The sequence below is a fragment of the Campylobacter concisus genome, assembly GCF_001891085.1.
GTDB lineage: Bacteria > Campylobacterota > Campylobacteria > Campylobacterales > Campylobacteraceae > Campylobacter_A > Campylobacter_A concisus_O.
The window spans coordinates 17702-33464 of record NZ_JXUP01000007.1 but is presented as its reverse complement, the minus strand read 5'-3'; the positions used below and the strand labels follow the sequence as shown (position 1 = coordinate 33464).

The window sequence follows — 15763 nt, the reverse complement described above, 5'->3', positions numbered from 1 at the left end:
TTAAGCCTTGTAATTTACGTAAACCACTTTGTCAAGCTGGCGAATTAATGTGCCCGTAAATTTAGCTTTAACGGCGATTTCCCAGCTTAATACGCTTCTTTGAAATGGTTGCATTGCTGTCGGCGATAAAGCCCAATCAGTGCTTAGCACGTCCTCGCTCTTTGTATATACAACGGCTCTGTTTTTACCCTTGCCACCACCTAAGCCTTGTGCGAAGCCTAAAGGTATGCCGACGATATTAACATCGACACCCGTGCTTTGTTTTAGTGCCTCTTTAATAGCGGTTAGTGCGTTTATGCCACCATTTACCGCGCTAATAGAGTTATCATATTTGCTAGCTAGTGCCATAAGGTCTTCACTGTCGATTGCGATCGTATTAGGAATTAGTAGCCCGCCGTTTTGCTTGTAGCCAAACTCAATTAGCGATAAGAAAAACGCTCTAGCTTCTGCACCAGTCATTGTACTAATTGCCGTACCAGCTGTTAGGTCTTTTGCTTTTACGCTAGTGTTATTTAGCAAGCCTTGCACCGCACCGATCTTTGCGTGACCGACAAGCGCTGTTTTTTGCATTGTAAGAAGTGCTATACGCTCAAGGTTGCTAAGGTTTGCTGTGTCTAGCTCAATATCTAGCCTTTTAGCTCTAGCTACTGCTTCGCTAGTATAAACCGCTGACTTAGCCCATATTAGGTATAGTCCTTTTTTGGCTGTAATGTTTAAACCCTCGGTTTCTAGTGACGTTGTGTTTTCATCAATTAAGCCGTTTTCTAAATCTTGCGTTCCTTCGATCTCGCCGTAATCTAGTGCGTCTATGCTCTCGTCGCCCTTTTGTGTAATAGGCACAAAATTAGCTAGTTGCACTTCTGGATATTCACGCTCTTTAAAGCCCTCGTTAAAACTAGCCGCTGCCGACGCAAGCTGGCTTAAAATTTCCTCGTCTCTTAGTTTCATATTATTCCTTTCTCATTAGTTTTACAAGATTACCGCTTACTTCGGTTACGTAAAATTTGTCTTTAGCTGCTGTCACTGCTAGCGTTGCCGCTTTAGCTACCTTGCCAGCGTCTGCGCCTGCTGTTGCTTCTACTTGGATAGTGTCGCCAACTGCTAAGCCGTGATTTTCTTTACCTTGTACCCAAACTTCACTACCATAAGAGATTGATAAAACGCTCATAACCTCGCTTGGCTTGTTTTCGCTCTTAGTCCCCATTTTAAGGCTAACGCCCATAATCTGATCGGTTGCTTTGCTTACTTTGGCTACGCCGCCGTCCTTGCTAGTCACAAATACGCCAAAAGGGATAACCTCGGTATCGTTATTTACATAAGCTAACGCTACTACGGCACTTTCGCCCGCTCTAGCTACTTGTCCTGCAAAAGCTCTTTTATCTAAATAGCCCATTATTTACCTCCAAATTTTTTATTTAAATCAATTTTGTTTGGCTTAGCGTCGTAAAATTTATCTAACACGCTGCCGCTGTTGTCTTTAGTCCTTTTAGCCGCCTTTAGCCCTAGGTACAAAGCGTGTATCTCGCTATCGCTTAGCTTTTTGAGTTCGCTAGCCTCAAATACTTTACTATCTAGGATAACCGCCTCATAAACGCCCCTAGCGTTCTTAGCGTCGCTTAGTTTTACGTGGCTAAAATTTGCTTTAGCGTCTGTTACGGCTTCGGTTGTAGCTGCCTCGCCTTTTAGTTTCTCGATCTCTGCTTTTAGCTCGGCGTTTTCTTTTTCCAACGCTTCAATTTTAGCTTTTAGCTCGGCAATTTCTGCGTTCTCGTCCGTGCCGTCATCGTCTTTTACGCTTTTGGCTTTTACATCTGCTAGCTCAGTTTTTGTTTTTTCAAGCTCTGCTGTTGTTTCGTCTAGTTTTGTGCTTACTTCCTCAGCTCCACTTAATGCTTGCTCTAAAAGATCAACTAGCTCATTATTAGCCTCGTTAGCTTCCTCTACTTTCTCTTTACCAACTTCGTCGTTGTCTTTAAACTTTTTGGCTGCTGTCAAAGCGCCTTTTAATTTATTTATGAATTTCATTTTTATCCTTTTGCTATCACCTAATTTACAATCTTTGCCAGCTCGCCCCTCGGCTACTACTGCCAAATGATTGCCCCTTATATTCGTTTGCCAAATTTTCCCATCACGCTCGATTAGTTTGCTGTCATATCCGCAACTTACCTCCTTTATTCCTTGTTCTTTTATTATTTTGATCGCTATTTCGTCGTTTATATATGCGTCGCCTACCAAAAAATCACCCTCACGGCGCACGTTTTGAATATGTCCTATGGCAGTATCTTTCCAGTTCTTGGCGGTTACGTCGTCGTCTGGGTGTGTTAGCGTTAGCGGCTTACCCTCAAAGCTTTTTATTGTTTCAGGGCTAAAAACTTCTTTTTCATCCCGAAAAACTTTATATACCTTGCCGCTTGTGCGTCCTATTTCCTCGCCCAGGTATTCCATAGGCTGAATACTTGCCATTTTGGCTTTTGTTATTATGTAGCCGTCATCGTTTATCTTAAAATCCATTTATACCCCTATGATTGCTTTTGCAAAACAACGGCATTGTATATCAACGCCGGGCTTACATTTCGGCTTGTCCGCTTCTCGTTTTATCCACGTTTTGCCGCCGTCCTTGCTATATACGCTATCATCATCAAAACGACATAGTACGCCTTGCATATTCGCATGCGTGTGCCTTACCCTTTCATCTTTCGCCGTCTGCCAAATATAAAGCTTTACGCCTAGCCCTTGCATTCGTTCTTGATCTAATTCGGCGTTGATTTTTGCCGTTTGATCTCTAGCTATTAGCCTAGCTCTGCTTTTGCTTACGCCCGTGCGTTCGTGTATGATCGTGGCTAAATTTTCAGCCCTGCCGTTTTGTAGGTAGCTCTCTCTTATCGCTTTTTCTACGTCATTTAAATAGTCATTTTTAACCGAGGTTATCAAACTCACGTTTTTGGCTATGTATTCATCTAATTTTGTTTTTACGGCAGTATCTCCCACAAGTGGGGTTAAATCTACATCAGTGCCTTTTTGCACGTTTTGGATTAATCGCTCTTTGTTGGTTTCATTTACTGCACTAACTACACCACGGCTTAGCTTTTTGGCGTAGTCTAATGTGTCGGCTTTTCGTAGTCCGTCTAGTATTTGGGTTGTATGTTCTATGATTTCGGCGTCGCTAGGATTACCAAGCAAAAACGCTCTAAGCCTTTTTAATAAAGCCGTTTTTAAAGAGGCTATTAATAGCAATAAGGCGTTACGATATTTAACCTCTGCACGCTTGCTAGGCTGAGCAGGCTTAAACTCTTTATTGCGTTTTTTGTTAAATAATTCAGATAAGGTCGGTTTCATCGGCTGGCTCGTCTAACTTTTGGGCTAATAGCTCGGCTTCGTTTATATCCTCTACACTTATGTTTTTAATCAACCCCTCGTCTTTTAGCTCTTTTAAAATGATCGCTTCGGTTATTACGCCCTTATCTAATAAATTGCCTAATGCCGTGCTTTTAACGTTTAAAATTTCGGCTTTTTCTTTATCGTTTAAGCTGTCGATACTGTAAAAATCGTATTCTAAATTTTCGCCTAAAAGGAAAGGGTCAATAAAATCATAAACGGGGCGCAATAGGGTGTTTTGTAATTCGTTGATAGTTTCATAATATGCTCGGTTGTCCTCCTCGCCACTACTAAAGCCACCAGCACCCTCGCCAAATAGTATGCTAATAGGGCGATTTAGCGCGCCTGCTACTACTATACAACTCTTACTCCAAAGCTCGGCTATTCCAGCTAAATTGTTTTCTTTGGTTAGGTAGTCGTCCTCCATATCCATAGCTATTGCGTTAGTGTAGCTTTTGGCTTCATTTATTAGTCTTAGCCGTTTTAGTATCTCGCCCTCATTGCCCATTGCTATTTGCTCGTTATATCCGTGCATTCTATAAATATCTATTTTGCACTCCTCGATCAAGTCGCTAACACTTAGCGTGATAGTGTCAAACATTTTTATCACGTCTAGGGCAGTGGCTATATCACTTATGCTTTCACGCTGTTTTACGCCGTAGCTTTTTATTCCCCCTTGCACTACACAAAGACGGCTAACGTGTGTCTTAACTCCCTTTACATCATAAAGGCTAGGTCGGTTAAATTTGTGTTCTGCATTTCTTGCTTTAAATTCGCCTTTACCAAAAACGATAAATTGTTTAATTGTTTCATCGGGGCTTAATGGTAATTGATAGGCTTCCTCGCTTGCATCCGTTACGGCTAATATTGCCGCCTCGCCGTAAAGCAAAACGTTAAAAAGCAGGTCTTTAATAATGCCGTCGATTTCTAGTTTCCCACAAGCGTTAAAAAACTCTTTTTTGCGTTCCTCGTCTATATTCCCCCAGTCGATTTCACGCCCCATTTTTAACATATCGCCTATGGTCTTTTTAATGTAGCGTTTGGCTATCCAGCCATTGTTATAAGCGTTTAAAAGCTGTGTGTTTGTGACTAATAATGGCGTATAATCTCTATTCGCCGTCATTTGCCCCATTTTCGTTACTAGGTTTTCTAAGCTGTCGGTTATTTTTTGCCCCATTATTCCGCCTTTTATTTTTGATTAATAATAAGGCGTTTTTGGGTGTTAGCTTCGGCTTGTAATGTGCCCCCAAATTGTTGTTTTGCTTTTTATTAGTGGCTCTAAGGCGTAACGTAATGCGTCTATGTAGTGGTTGTTTTCATCTAATATTTGCGGTAGTATATCCCCGCTATGTGGATCCGTTTTGTAGCTGTATAGCCTAAATTCTCGTGCCGTTTCTACGCAACGCTCGTGTATTATAATTGCCTCAAAACTGCGTATAAACTCTATTCCGTCCTCTATACTGCCTTTGCCTTTTATTGTTGGCGTTATCATACTTAGTCCGTGCCTTTTTAAGTAGCTTATACTTTCAGGGCGTGCGTTATCGGCTCTTATTACATATCTATGTATATCCTCGATCCGATCCTTTAAAAACTCCGCTGTATAATCAAGTTCTAATCCTACCGCTCCAGCTTCGTGGCTTATGTAAAGTTTGCGATCGTGTATATAACACCTTATCGCAGCTGTCGGATCGTTAGCAAAGCCGAAGTCTAAGCCGTGATAAGGATTTCCTAGCCCATCGGTGCTAAAATTTTCTACTCTAAATTTGCCCTTGAAAATAAGTGCGTCGCTCTTTGTGTTGTAGCCCCCTAGCCAAATATGCTCGTAGGTGCTGGGATTATACCTGCGGTCATATTCTTGCTCGTTAAATAGTTCGGTTGGCAAAAATGGATTATCACTAAAATTGGCCGTAACTAGAATAAAATCAGTCGCGCCATTCTCTTGCATTTGTTTAAAAAAGCTATCCACTGCGTCCGTTTCGTTTTCAGGGTTCCAACTAAACCAAAGCTCGGAGTTTTCCTTGCGTATAGTCGGACGTAAAAGCTCTAGACTTCGCTTGCTTAAGTTTTGTGCTTCCTCCACCCATGCAATATCAAAGCCCTCTAGTGATTTTATACTATCGGCTGTATGATCTTGCATGCCTTGAAAAATTATTAACCCATTGCCCTTTTTAGCCCTAATCTCGGTTAGTGTCACGTCAAAATATTCACTTACCCCTAAGCTATTTATCTTGCTTTCTATTAGGGCTTTTGATGAAAATTTTAACGATCGTTGAATTTCTCTTATGCAAACTATGCGAGCGTCTGGGTTGATTAGCATTGTTTCGATTATGCACTCGGCAAAAAAATGGCTTTTTCCGCTACCACGTCCGCCCTTAGCCCCTTTATATCTTTTGCTTTCCAGTAGTGGCTCGAATATAGGGGCGGTGTTTAAGTCTATTATCATTTATCTAGCTTTACTATCGTTCGCCTAATTTCGGTTACTTCGTTTTGCTGTGCATTGGTGTTGTTAATAATCGTCTGTGGCTCTTTCCCAAATATGGTTTCTTTATTCCTAGCGGTTATCCTACTGTGAGCCTCAACGTCTGCTATCTTATCGCTCATCTCTAGCATTTCGTCCGCTATTTTTTGATTTCTAAGCGCTGCGTTCTGAAAATAGAGTAAATGCTTAGTCCTTTCATCTACTATTCGCTCAATACTATTCACTTCTATTTGGCTTTTGCCCTCTAATGCCCTATTTGTCGCTATCGCAGTATTCACTAAAGTATTCACTATTTCGACATTTTCTTGAGGGATATTCTTACATAGCTTATTAATAGTCGCTGGGCTTAGCTTGTAATTTTTTGCTAGTTGATTTTGGCTTATCCCTGCTTTATAATCGGCTATTATTTGCTCTTTTGTTTTGTCGGTTAATTTTAATTTTCCCAATCTCTACCCCTAAAATAAAGTCAGTTGTTGATATTTTTTCTTTTTATATTTGCGTTTAGGCTTTGTGCTTAAATATTTACTTTGGCACATCTTTTGCCTACTTGCTGTCATTCTATGTTTTAACACCCAATCTAAAAATTCTTTAGGCGTATTTAATAGCGTGTTAAGTTCAGCTTGGTATTTTTTTACCTCGCTCACTCTTAGATTATTAATAACGGTTTCGTCCGTATAGGGGCTATTTAACACCTCCCTTATTAAAAACGAAATTTCCGTTAAATAATAATGATCCTCTCGCTTTTCCCAGCCTGGGTAAAACTTATCGAGCACGGCATAAAATACGTCTAAATGTTTTAAATTAGGCAAATCCATTTATCTAATAAATCCTAAACTCGCCCTCTATCACTCCAAGGGCTATTTTTCTCTCTAGCAGTTTTCGCTTTATTTTAAAAACGTCCGTTTGCATTCCTTTTACGTCCTCTATTATTCTCTTGCCGTTTTTAAGACGATAGGTAAAATCTGCTATATATCTGATCTCACGCACGGTTCTAAAGCCTTGTCTCGTTGTTTCGTCTGCTATGGTGTAGCTAGGCATTAATACAAAAGGCACTTGGCGGTTTAACTCGCTTATCTCGCCAGCTCGCTGTAAGGCTTCTAGCTCTTGGTTTCTACGCCACTCTTTAGCACTATCAAAGCCTTTGGTCTTGCGGTTGTGGTATTTATTCGCCGAAACGTTGCCAATTCTCATCTGCTACCTCCTCGTATTTTTCTATACTCTCGTGTTTGTGTGCGTGGCACCATTGATGGCACTCTCTACAAACGGCTATTTGCTTGCTGTCGTCCTTATCTGCTCCAAATCTGCCATATCTTACGTGGTGGCACTCTATGCTTTGTTGCTCCTCACATATTTGGCAAAGTGGGTACGCTTCAAGTAGTCTTAGTTGGTAGGCTTTATTTTCGCTTCTAGTTAGTCGCATTAATATCCTACCTCTACATATTCGCCCATTTCTGCGTCTAATGAGTAGTGTCCACGAGTGCAAAAATAAAAATAATAAGAGCTTGTACTAAAACCTTTTTTTTGCAAAACTGGGCAGCATCATCATAATCAAAAAACACTGCAACTATTTGGGCGTTCTCTAAGGCTCCGCTTTCGCACAAAGTCTTAAATAAATAATTCTCCTTATATTTGAGACATCCGTCTTTATCAAACCAGTCGCTGCTATTTTCAATATCATCAATATCTAATTTGTAAACTGCATAATTTAGTACCATTCTTTCTTTCCTTTTTTGCATTTTGTTAATCTCAAAATAGCCCCCTTGCTCCGCTTTTGTAGATCATATAATCAGCCTTCGCTTGTCCATTAGCTAAAATTGCTTGTTTTAGGCCGTATCCTTTAAAAACTTCATCGCCACACTCTACACGGTCGTCTATGTATGGCAAGATGTCACTATTCTCACTTGAGAAAAATATAAACGGCTCGCGCACTAGCCTAATTAATTTTAAAAAATCTCTTAGCCCCCAAAAACACTTATAGCCTACTTTGTTTGTTTGTAAATATGGCGGATCTAAAATTAATACAACGTCTTCATTTTCAAATTCTTTTATTAGCTCCATTGCATCTTTACGTATTATCTCAACGCCCCTCAAATATCCATTTGCTTGATATAAAGGCGTATTTTGGCTGGTTATAAAAAACGTCTTTTCTTTTTTAAGCTCAGACTCATTGTGGCAGTATTTACCTCCAAAAAGAAGCCTTGAGCTAAGTGTTAGCCAGTCGATGAAATATCCTCTTTTTATATACTCATCTATGATTTTTATAATTTTTTCTCTATCCTCTTCACTTACTTTTTCATTTTTTTTATATTTTTCTGTGATAGGTGCCATTGATCGTAAAATCTCATTTGTTGCCTCTATGTTTGCCAGCCTTTCGCTGTAATTATCGTAGTCATTGTAAATTACCCTTGCGTTAGGATAAATTTGCTTTATATTGTGGCTAAGCAGACCAGAGCCACCAAAGGCATCAATAAAAATTCCGTTCCGATGCGCTCTAAACTCGTCTTGTATAAGCTCTCTAAATTGCTTAATAAAATTTCTTTTTTGTCCTTGAAATGGCAAAGGGGCAGAGTTATATATCAAGGCTAGCCTCCTTTTCGTCTTTGTGCTTCTCGTTCCACTTTCTCATTACTTCAAGCACTCCGCTTGCGTCTTTACGGCTTATCTCAAAGCTATCAAGTATCTTTTTGTTTTCGTCCGCTACCTTTGCGATTATGCTAGCTCCGCTTTCGGTTATCGTGATATATACGGCTTTCATCTGCTCTCCAAATAACGCTCAAATATCTTTTTGCCTATCTCATAATCAACTTCATTTCTTACAGCCTGGCGTTTATTTGTTATATTAAACTCGCTCAAGTCGAGGTCTTTAAAGTCGCCTATTTTAACTTTCTCTATGATCCTGAATTTATCATTACTTAAAAAAAATAGATCAAAATTAGCCCAAAAATAATGTCTGCCTATCTCGGCGGTTGGTCTTATAAGTGGCTCATAGTATGGCACTACGTTTTCAACTACAAAAGCTTTTTTGCAAAACGTCTTAAGATACGATATAAGCTCATAAAGTCTAAAATCAGGCAATTTTCTAGTATGTTGCCAACGTAAATTGTTGCCAGTATTTAGCCTACTATGAGTTTGGCAAGGCGGAGACGCCCATATAAAATCAAAATCTAAGTAGTTTTTAGCAGCATAATCCCAAGCGTCGCCAATTATCACATTGTCGTTTGGATAACGCTTTGTATAAGCCTTTGCTATTTCAGGATCAAACTCAACGGCTGTTACCTCTATGTTTATGCCTTTTTCTCTTGCTACTTCGTCCCAATACTTGCGGTTACCACCAAGTCCTGCGAAAAGATTTAATACTTTCATCTCACGCCCCAATCCTTTTTACCACGCCTGACAATATCGCCTTAATAGGTGATTTTTGCTCTGTTAGGGCTTTAAATTTAGCCACATCCATAAATTTACCGTCGTTAGTTCCACCGATAAAATATACTGGCTCGTTTCCGCCTACGCCGTTGAAGCCGTTATTTGCCTCGCTCTCGCCGATTAGATAATCGGGACAAATTTGCGGGGTTTTCGCATAAATCTTATAAAGCTTGGCAAAATCCCACTTTTTAAAATTCTCCCAGTCTTGTCCTTCTAGGTTGCAAACCTTTACCCAGCCGCCCCTAGCACGCACTACTGACATTATCGCGCCGTCTTTAAAACATACACTACGATAAGGTCCGTAGCGTCTTATCGCGTAAGCTAGCTCGTCTAACGCTTTTTGCGCTTTGTCGCCATCGTCCCCGTTAAGTGCTTCTAAAATTTCCGCAGACGTAGGCATCGTAGGATATTTTCGTGTTTGCCTAACTAATTTTAGCGCCGCAGCTAATTCATTCGCCTCGTAGTCCATTAGGTCCTCAAAATAAAGTGCGATCACGGCTTTACTTAAATTCGCTCCGTAATACTCCACTGTTGGCATAAATACGCCGTAAAATTCTTGTATCGTCATTGAAAATCCCCTACTAAGTCACTTCGCCCATTTTTTATCATTTCTTTAGCCAGCTCCTTAAAAGCCGCCATTGTTTTTAGCGTGCCTTGTTTTAGTCCGTGAGGGTTATCATCACTTACGCCTTGCGTGCTATTAGTCGCCTTTGCTTTGTAGGTTGGCTTTGGCGGAAATACCCCTTGCCACTCGTTACGCATTGCTTCTCTAAGGCACTCATTGACGTCTATGCCTTCGGCGTCCCATTTAGCCCACTCGCTAAATTTCATCTCGATACCCTTAGAGCTTAATTTTTCTCGTCGTTCTTTTTTGTAAGCTAGATATTCTTGCCAAAGATTTGGATCAATGAAGTCAGGTAGCAAAACGCCCTTAGGGGGTAGGGGGTTAATTGACGGTTCTTTGATGGTTCTACTGACGGTTCTATTGGTGGTTATATTAATAGGGGTGACACCCTTGTCACTATGCAATGACACATTTGTCACCGCCCTAGTGTCATCAGTGTCACTATGTGATGTCATATATGTCACTGCCTCTTTTTCGTTTGTCATCATAGGGGGCGTCTGTGTCACCCTCTCATTTTCGCTTACTATTTTGTATAAATTTGTCCTACTTGTTCCGTCGTTTAGTTCTCTTTTTTCTTTTTTCAAAAATCCAAGCTCAGCCAACTTTTCAACTGCTCTTATGGCTGTTCTTTTTGATTTTGATATTTTTTTGGCTAAGACTTCATAGCTAGGGTAGCAATACCCCTCATCATCTGAAAAGTCAGCTAGTGCCATAAGCGTAAGTTTTGCAGTGCTATCGTCAATTTCCATATTCCAAACTTGGCTCATTATTCTTATGCTCATCTCAACCCTTTCCAAATTTCAATAAATGTGTCAAGTATCGCCATAACACAAAGAGCCACTAAAAGATATAATGGATTATCCATTACGCTATCCTTTCGGTGGGCTTTAATATCGATGTGCTGCACCCACTTATCACATCTTTTTTTGATCCGACTTCAATCAGGTAGCCACGCTCAACCAGCTCATTTACTCTGCCACACACTCCGCACTCTTTAAGCATATACCAGCGTGCTATCTCTTGTCTTGTAGCTCCGTTTGGGTGTGCTTTAAATAACTCATAAATTTGCTTACGCTTGCCATTTAAAAACGGCTTGATTTTTTTATATGCTTGTCTTGACGTTTCTGCTATCATTTTTTAACCTTTTTGAGTTTTTGAAGTCTCTTGTTTTCCTGCTTGATTATCCAAGCTCTGATGTCTTGCCAAGCGTCAAGAGGCACATTAATTTCTTTTTGTGCCAAAATAACTATTTCCATGCGTGGAAAAAATTTACGCTTCTCGCTCAAAATGTGCTTCACGCTATTTAACGTATAGTGTTTTAATAAAAAATTTTTGATTTTTTGATATGTTTTATTTGCTCTCATGGCATAAGTGTATATTAACACCACTTAAAATAAGTTTAAAAAGTGGTATCTATTCATTCTATAAATAAATTAAAAATAAAGTATAATTAGTGTATTTATCTTACACCTAATAAAAAGGGGATAGTTATGAAAAGCAACTTTAACTATGAACTTGTCAAACAAGCCATGAAAGATAAAAATATAACACAGGCAATGCTTGCGGACTATTTAACACAAAATGGCATCCCAACGCCAATAGATACTGTAAAATCGTGGTTTAGAAAAGATAACGATAGGCGCGTATCACCAGAAATTATCAAAATAAGGCTTATAGGGCGGTGTTTGTCTTTGGATGCAAATCAAATGATAAATGGCTTTAATAGTGATATTAGTTCGGTCAAAGAGATCCCTATCGTAGGCGAAGCTAGTTGTGGCATACCGGAGCCAAATTCATACCAAGACTACGATCAAAAGACCTATTGTAGTGCCGATATTTGGAACGAGGACATGTATGCAGTCATCGCAAGCGGCGATAGCATGTATGATTTGATAGAAAGAGGCGACGAAGTGATTTGTGACCCTAGAGCCGATATACTGAGTGGGGACATCGTGCACTATGAATTTAACGGGGAAAGTGCTATCAAGGTTTATTTTAAAGAGGAAAAATTTGGGGTTGTTAGGTTCGTCCCATATAATAGAAGTGGGGAATTTCAAACTCTTAGCTTTAGCGTGAACGATGAGTCCTTGCAAGATATAAAAATGGTCAAAGTCATCAAAGTCAATAAATCTATGGAAAATAATCGCAAAAACAGGCTAAGGGCAATGGGACTAATATAAGTCCATTGCGAAGTGTATAAAGGGCTAACGTTTGAGGATTATGGGATAAAGTAAAGATATAGTAGGCGATTATTAGCATGATAGTTTCAACGAGATTTTAGAAAGGAAAAATAATCTGTGGCAGCATCGAACAAAGAGTTAATAGAAACTTTTCAAAAGGCGATAGAGCAGACAAAAAGACACCCCTTTTTATTTTTAGGCTCAGGCTTTTCTATGCGCTATATGGGAACACCTACATTCGAAGAGCTACTTAAACAATTTACAGGCTTTATCAGCGACGATGAGTATAAATTTGCTTCGTATGGCACAGCTGAAAGTACTCTGCCACAAATAGCACAAGAATTAGAGAAAGACTTTAATGCAAATTTCTTCAATAATGATACTTTTATGCCTATGTTTAAAAAGCAAAATAATGTGCTTATAAAAAACAGAGTATCACCATTTAAAATAGTCCTAGCGAGCTATTTTCAGAAATTTACAATAGAAAAAATAAAAACTGACGATCCGCAAATATCAAAAGAAATAGAATTATTAAAAAGAATATCTATTCGTAGTGTCAGCGGCGTAATAACTACAAATTACGATAATTTGGCTGAGAGTATATTTGACGGCTTTCAAAAGTATATCGGGCAAGATGAGCTATTTTTTGCTGGCATTCAAGAAATATCGGAAATTTACAAGATACACGGATGTTGCACCGACCCAAAAAGCATACTCATAACACAACAAGATTATGATAAATTTCATGAAAAAGACAAATACTTAGCCGCAAAACTTATGACTATTTTTTTAGAATATCCAATTGTTTTTATAGGATATTCAATAAATGACGAAAATATCAAAAGGATTATAGAAAATATAACAGAATGTCTAACTCAAGATCAATTAAAAAAATTAAGCGGTAGATTATTTTTCGTAAAAAGGTTACGTGATGGCGACGTGCAAGGCATTTATACGTACATGTTAAACGGATTAACTATGACGCAAATTTCTACAAACGATTTTTCTCTGGTTTACGAAGCTATAGGCAATGCAAGGTCTCAATATAACCCAAGAATAATTAGGCGGCTAAAAAAGGATGTCTATGACGTCGTTATGTCAAACAGCTCAAGTGGCTTGATAAGGGTTGTAGGGCTTGCTGATATTGACGACAAGCAAGAGATTGATAGTGTTGTTATTGGAGTAGGTAAAGACTACTACGGCAAAGAGCCTACAGCTGCAGATATTTACAGAGATATTTTATTTGAAGATACGAAGTTAGATCCAAAAAGGGTTTTAGAGGACTATATACCAAAACTAATTACCCAAAGCACCAAAATGCCTATCTTTAAGTATATAAAACAAATGCAAGTCAGAGGCGAGCCAGTAGTGTTGTGCGATAAAATCAATGCCCTAGTAAATGATTTTAGACAAAGAGGGGCTACAGCCCTATACAGCAACACCGACAAGAAAAAGATCAATAAATACGGTGCCGCATATATGGGGAAAACCATAAACGATTTAGTCGATACTGAAAACAATAACGACCCATTGCCTCCACACAAGGCCTATACTTTTGTGTATCTATTGCAAATAGAAAATATAAATTTAGATGACTTTTACCGGCTTTTATGCAGAACACTGGAAGAGAAAAGCTCTATAATAAACGACAGTTTTTTTAAGAAAATGATAAGGCTGTATGATTATTTAAAATATGGAGTATAGATCGTAGCCCCACCCCTTGCCTATTAGCCCATTATCATCTAGGATAGTCCGCCCAGGTAGTCAGCGAGGCATTGCACTCTCTATTTGTAATTCTAACAAAAAAGAGTAAATGATTGCATAAAATTAAATTAAATTAAAAGAATTAAAAAGAAATGAAAGCTATTTTATTATTAATAATGCTGCATGCGTCGCTTTTTGCTTTCCCTGCTAAAGTTATAAAAATATCTGACGGCGACACTATCACTGTGCTAAGTGGCAAAGAGCAAACAAAGGTCAGACTATACGGCATTGACGCTCCAGAAAAAAAGCAAGACTACGGACAAAAATCAAAACAATTTTTAGCCAGCCTGATCGCAGGGCAAGTGGTAGAAGTAGAGCAAAAGGGCAAGGATAGATACAAACGCACGCTAGGCATTATTTACTATAAAGGGCAAGATATAAACGCTCAAATGGTGCTAAACGGCTACGCTTGGGCTTACGTCAAATACTCAAGAATGTATGTAGATCAAGAGAAAACAGCGCGTGAGAATAAGCGAGGACTTTGGCAGAGTAGTAATCCTACTCCGCCGTGGGTGTGGCGAAAATTAAGATAAATTGTTGGTATTGTTTTTTAATATTTGTTGTCCTATTGGGGTGTTAATTGGCACAAGAGTTTTAGCTCCACACACTGGACAAACATTTTCTTTTTTTCCTATTAGAAAATAAACGATCAAGCCCAATCCCATACTAATAAATATAAAAATTATCCAAAACCATCCCATCGAATACTTTCTTTTAAAATGTGCACCTGTTCTTGAATGGCAAGTGGTGCAAATATAATCTCCCCCGTCATTACTATTTGTCTGATTTGTTATACTTGTTGTTTTCTTTTTAAATAAAATTTTTAAAATTAAAAAAAATAAAATAACCCCCAATATTACCTGTATATTCTCAAGTGCACTGTGAAGCTCTTTATTTGTCAAATCACTTTCTGCCCCAAATAGTGCTATTTGTGTTGCAAACAACAATAAAGCTAATATTTTTTTCATGTAATCCCCTTAAAAAATTTAACAAAAATTATACCACAAAAATATTTTTAGTAAGTGTATTTAATATCCACTTTTTTAAGCTTTATTTAAGTGGTATTATACTACACTTCTTTCATCGAAACAAAAAACCTTAAAGCCCTGACAGACATCAGGCAGGAGCCCCACTCCTAGCTAGAGTTTAGCTGAAGCTACGCGGTAACCCGAGTATAGCGGACATAATGTTATACCCATCGCCAGCCCTGATTTAGGATAGTTTTTCACAGGGTTATCAATAAAACGAAAAACACCACTTTTTCTAATAAAAGCCTTGCTTGCTTGGAGTAGGCGAAAGCCTGCTAACATTTTTCATATAAAAAATTTTCCTTTAAAGTTGCTTTTGCAAGCTAAATTAATTTTTAACATCTAGTCGGCGGTGGCGAGCAAGGTTTCTATTAGAAAAAGGAGCTAAAAATGAAAAAGATAATTAGATTTTTTCGCATAGTTTTCAGTAATGGCGGCGAGATAAAGAATATCGCCTATCTAAATATCAAAAGGAGTTAAAAATGAGTTTGAGCTACGACCTAGCACGTGCCGAAAGTGACGTGGCACATATAAATTTAAATCAAAAGTTTGACTATTTAATAACCGACATCAGATATGTATATAACCTCCACCGCTACACATTTAAAAACTCCCTTGGCGAAAACAGCGGTGAAATAGTTGATCTGCTTATTGAGCATTGTAAAAAAGACTTTTTCGCCTACGCAGCACTTGTCTATGTGCTATGCGTTGAAGCTGAAATGAGCAATGAGGCAGTCTTAAGCTATACAACTACCTACAAACAAACACTGAAAAAACTACGAGAGGAGGCCCAAAGAGATGCGATACTCCACACTAAAGAGGCTTGTTAAGTACTATGGCGAGCCAAATATGACTGTAGGCGAGTTTTTAGAGATTATAAAAAGGATTA

22 protein-coding genes are annotated in these 15763 nt (G+C 38.8%); 4 read left to right on the top strand and 18 right to left on the bottom strand.

The annotated features are described in order from the left end of the window. The 17 genes from TH67_RS07500 to TH67_RS07420 all read right to left on the bottom strand — a co-directional run bounded on the left by TH67_RS07500 (position 1) and on the right by TH67_RS07420 (position 11036). Complete coding sequence (locus TH67_RS07500; RefSeq protein ID WP_072595039.1) at positions 1-948, bottom strand: major capsid family protein; 948 nt, start codon at positions 946-948, stop codon at positions 1-3. Position 949: 1 nt separating this feature from the next. Beyond that, the gene (locus tag TH67_RS07495) at positions 950-1393 is read right to left on the bottom strand and encodes a structural cement protein Gp24 (RefSeq protein ID WP_072595038.1); all 444 of its coding nucleotides are present in this window, start codon (positions 1391-1393) and stop codon (positions 950-952) included. Beyond that, the gene (locus TH67_RS07490; protein WP_072595037.1) at positions 1393-2511 is read right to left on the bottom strand and encodes a DUF2213 domain-containing protein; all 1119 of its coding nucleotides are present in this window, start codon (positions 2509-2511) and stop codon (positions 1393-1395) included. Before TH67_RS07490 ends, TH67_RS07495 begins: the two co-directional genes overlap by 1 nt. Continuing rightward, positions 2512-3336 (bottom strand): phage head morphogenesis protein, encoded by an 825-nt coding sequence (locus TH67_RS07485; RefSeq protein ID WP_072595036.1) that lies wholly within the window; start codon positions 3334-3336, stop codon positions 2512-2514. It lies immediately after the preceding gene. Beyond that, a complete protein-coding gene (locus tag TH67_RS07480; RefSeq protein WP_072595035.1) occupies positions 3317-4552 on the bottom strand; it encodes an anti-CBASS protein Acb1 family protein in 1236 nt (411 codons plus the stop codon). The genes TH67_RS07485 and TH67_RS07480 overlap by 20 nt, the downstream gene beginning before the upstream one ends. Before the next feature lie 45 nt (positions 4553-4597). Next, complete coding sequence (locus TH67_RS07475; protein ID WP_072595034.1) at positions 4598-5818, bottom strand: PBSX family phage terminase large subunit; 1221 nt, start codon at positions 5816-5818, stop codon at positions 4598-4600. Next, a complete protein-coding gene (locus TH67_RS07470; protein WP_072595033.1) occupies positions 5815-6300 on the bottom strand; it encodes a hypothetical protein in 486 nt (161 codons plus the stop codon). Before TH67_RS07470 ends, TH67_RS07475 begins: the two co-directional genes overlap by 4 nt. Positions 6301-6309: 9 nt before the next feature. Further along, complete coding sequence (locus tag TH67_RS07465) at positions 6310-6669, bottom strand: hypothetical protein (protein WP_072595032.1); 360 nt, start codon at positions 6667-6669, stop codon at positions 6310-6312. Between the two features lie 4 nt (positions 6670-6673). Beyond that, complete coding sequence (locus TH67_RS07460; RefSeq protein WP_072595031.1) at positions 6674-7045, bottom strand: DUF1064 domain-containing protein; 372 nt, start codon at positions 7043-7045, stop codon at positions 6674-6676. After that, the gene (locus tag TH67_RS07455; RefSeq protein WP_072595030.1) at positions 7017-7274 is read right to left on the bottom strand and encodes a hypothetical protein; all 258 of its coding nucleotides are present in this window, start codon (positions 7272-7274) and stop codon (positions 7017-7019) included. The genes TH67_RS07460 and TH67_RS07455 overlap by 29 nt, the downstream gene beginning before the upstream one ends. A 37-nt stretch (positions 7275-7311) precedes the next feature. Next, positions 7312-7569 carry a hypothetical protein gene (locus TH67_RS07450; RefSeq protein WP_081370927.1) on the bottom strand — a complete coding sequence of 86 codons (258 nt, stop codon included), beginning with the start codon at positions 7567-7569 and terminating at the stop codon, positions 7312-7314. A 31-nt stretch (positions 7570-7600) separates the two neighbouring features. Continuing rightward, complete coding sequence (locus TH67_RS07445; RefSeq protein ID WP_072595029.1) at positions 7601-8434, bottom strand: DNA adenine methylase; 834 nt, start codon at positions 8432-8434, stop codon at positions 7601-7603. Next, positions 8424-8609, bottom strand: a complete 186-nt coding sequence (locus TH67_RS07440; RefSeq protein WP_072595028.1) for a hypothetical protein — start codon at positions 8607-8609, stop codon at positions 8424-8426. The genes TH67_RS07445 and TH67_RS07440 overlap by 11 nt, the downstream gene beginning before the upstream one ends. Next, positions 8606-9217, bottom strand: coding sequence for a DNA cytosine methyltransferase (locus TH67_RS07435; protein WP_072595027.1), 612 nt, complete (start codon positions 9215-9217; stop codon positions 8606-8608). Before TH67_RS07435 ends, TH67_RS07440 begins: the two co-directional genes overlap by 4 nt. Before the next feature lies 1 nt (position 9218). Next, positions 9219-9845, bottom strand: coding sequence for a DUF6475 domain-containing protein (locus TH67_RS07430; RefSeq protein ID WP_072595026.1), 627 nt, complete (start codon positions 9843-9845; stop codon positions 9219-9221). Next, positions 9842-10684 (bottom strand): helix-turn-helix domain-containing protein, encoded by an 843-nt coding sequence (locus TH67_RS07425; protein WP_072595025.1) that lies wholly within the window; start codon positions 10682-10684, stop codon positions 9842-9844. Before TH67_RS07425 ends, TH67_RS07430 begins: the two co-directional genes overlap by 4 nt. A gap of 82 nt (positions 10685-10766) precedes the next feature. Further along, positions 10767-11036, bottom strand: coding sequence for a hypothetical protein (locus TH67_RS07420; RefSeq protein WP_072595024.1), 270 nt, complete (start codon positions 11034-11036; stop codon positions 10767-10769). Positions 11037-11392: 356 nt separating this feature from the next. On the opposite strand from TH67_RS07420, the gene TH67_RS07410 reads away from it, so the two are divergent. The 3 genes from TH67_RS07410 to TH67_RS07400 all read left to right on the top strand — a co-directional run bounded on the left by TH67_RS07410 (position 11393) and on the right by TH67_RS07400 (position 14379). Then, positions 11393-12082 (top strand): S24 family peptidase, encoded by a 690-nt coding sequence (locus tag TH67_RS07410; RefSeq protein ID WP_072595022.1) that lies wholly within the window; start codon positions 11393-11395, stop codon positions 12080-12082. A gap of 117 nt (positions 12083-12199) precedes the next feature. After that, positions 12200-13786 carry an SIR2 family protein gene (locus TH67_RS07405; RefSeq protein WP_072595021.1) on the top strand — a complete coding sequence of 529 codons (1587 nt, stop codon included), beginning with the start codon at positions 12200-12202 and terminating at the stop codon, positions 13784-13786. A gap of 152 nt (positions 13787-13938) precedes the next feature. Then, entirely contained in the window at positions 13939-14379 is a 441-nt protein-coding gene (locus tag TH67_RS07400; protein WP_072595020.1) for a thermonuclease family protein, read from the top strand. Here the strand turns inward: TH67_RS07400 and TH67_RS07395 are convergent. Then, positions 14371-14814: a hypothetical protein gene (locus TH67_RS07395; RefSeq protein ID WP_072595019.1), complete on the bottom strand. Its 444-nt coding sequence runs from the start codon at positions 14812-14814 to the stop codon at positions 14371-14373. The genes TH67_RS07400 and TH67_RS07395 overlap by 9 nt on opposite strands. Before the next feature lie 542 nt (positions 14815-15356). Here TH67_RS07395 and TH67_RS07390 point away from each other — a divergent pair. Beyond that, positions 15357-15704, top strand: coding sequence for a hypothetical protein (locus TH67_RS07390; RefSeq protein WP_072595018.1), 348 nt, complete (start codon positions 15357-15359; stop codon positions 15702-15704). Positions 15705-15763 lie beyond the last annotated feature (59 nt).

Bases quoted from the DNA above. Each gene is read 5' to 3' on its own strand.
- TH67_RS07395 (WP_072595019.1), bottom strand. From the start codon at position 14,814: ATGAAAAAAATATTAGCTTTATTGTTGTTTGCAACACAAATAGCACTA.
- TH67_RS07425 (WP_072595025.1), bottom strand. From the start codon at position 10,684: ATGAGCATAAGAATAATGAGCCAAGTTTGGAATATGGAAATTGACGAT.
- TH67_RS07390 (WP_072595018.1), top strand. From the start codon at position 15,357: ATGAGTTTGAGCTACGACCTAGCACGTGCCGAAAGTGACGTGGCACAT.
- TH67_RS07440 (WP_072595028.1), bottom strand. From the start codon at position 8,609: ATGAAAGCCGTATATATCACGATAACCGAAAGCGGAGCTAGCATAATC.
- TH67_RS07465 (WP_072595032.1), bottom strand. From the start codon at position 6,669: ATGGATTTGCCTAATTTAAAACATTTAGACGTATTTTATGCCGTGCTC.
- TH67_RS07410 (WP_072595022.1), top strand. From the start codon at position 11,393: ATGAAAAGCAACTTTAACTATGAACTTGTCAAACAAGCCATGAAAGAT.
- TH67_RS07495 (WP_072595038.1), bottom strand. From the start codon at position 1,393: ATGGGCTATTTAGATAAAAGAGCTTTTGCAGGACAAGTAGCTAGAGCG.
- TH67_RS07420 (WP_072595024.1), bottom strand. From the start codon at position 11,036: ATGATAGCAGAAACGTCAAGACAAGCATATAAAAAAATCAAGCCGTTT.
- TH67_RS07490 (WP_072595037.1), bottom strand. From the start codon at position 2,511: ATGGATTTTAAGATAAACGATGACGGCTACATAATAACAAAAGCCAAA.
- TH67_RS07430 (WP_072595026.1), bottom strand. From the start codon at position 9,845: ATGACGATACAAGAATTTTACGGCGTATTTATGCCAACAGTGGAGTAT.
- TH67_RS07450 (WP_081370927.1), bottom strand. From the start codon at position 7,569: ATGGTACTAAATTATGCAGTTTACAAATTAGATATTGATGATATTGAA.
- TH67_RS07400 (WP_072595020.1), top strand. From the start codon at position 13,939: ATGAAAGCTATTTTATTATTAATAATGCTGCATGCGTCGCTTTTTGCT.
- TH67_RS07475 (WP_072595034.1), bottom strand. From the start codon at position 5,818: ATGATAATAGACTTAAACACCGCCCCTATATTCGAGCCACTACTGGAA.
- TH67_RS07485 (WP_072595036.1), bottom strand. From the start codon at position 3,336: ATGAAACCGACCTTATCTGAATTATTTAACAAAAAACGCAATAAAGAG.
- TH67_RS07460 (WP_072595031.1), bottom strand. From the start codon at position 7,045: ATGAGAATTGGCAACGTTTCGGCGAATAAATACCACAACCGCAAGACC.
- TH67_RS07480 (WP_072595035.1), bottom strand. From the start codon at position 4,552: ATGGGGCAAAAAATAACCGACAGCTTAGAAAACCTAGTAACGAAAATG.
- TH67_RS07435 (WP_072595027.1), bottom strand. From the start codon at position 9,217: ATGAAAGTATTAAATCTTTTCGCAGGACTTGGTGGTAACCGCAAGTAT.
- TH67_RS07455 (WP_072595030.1), bottom strand. From the start codon at position 7,274: ATGCGACTAACTAGAAGCGAAAATAAAGCCTACCAACTAAGACTACTT.
- TH67_RS07500 (WP_072595039.1), bottom strand. From the start codon at position 948: ATGAAACTAAGAGACGAGGAAATTTTAAGCCAGCTTGCGTCGGCAGCG.